This window comes from Neobacillus niacini (genome assembly GCF_023715415.1).
Lineage (GTDB): Bacteria > Bacillota > Bacilli > Bacillales > Cytobacillaceae > Neobacillus > Neobacillus niacini_C.
On record NZ_JAMBOB010000087.1, the window covers coordinates 1 to 257 of the forward strand.

The 257-nt window shown below is 45.1% G+C and carries 1 rRNA gene; it reads right to left on the reverse strand.

The features are described from left to right. Window positions 1-112: ribosomal RNA gene (gene rrf, locus M3189_RS26690) — 5S ribosomal RNA — on the reverse strand; the annotation flags it as partial. Between the last annotated feature and the right edge of the window lie 145 nt (window positions 113-257).

Genomic DNA, 257 nt, shown 5'->3' on the forward strand with positions numbered 1-257 from the left:
GGCAACGTCCTACTCTCACAGGGACAAAGTCCCAACTACCATCGGCGCTGAGAAGCTTAACTTCCGTGTTCGGTATGGGAACGGGTGTGACCTTCTCGCCATTGCTGCCAGACTATAAAATTGAGGTTTTATTCCCTCAAAACTAGATAATTTCAGAAGAAGTTGTAAAACGAGTTCGCCTTTAAAAATTGGTTAAGTCCTCGAACGATTAGTATCAGTCAGCTCCACATGTTACCACGCTTCCACCTCTGACCTAT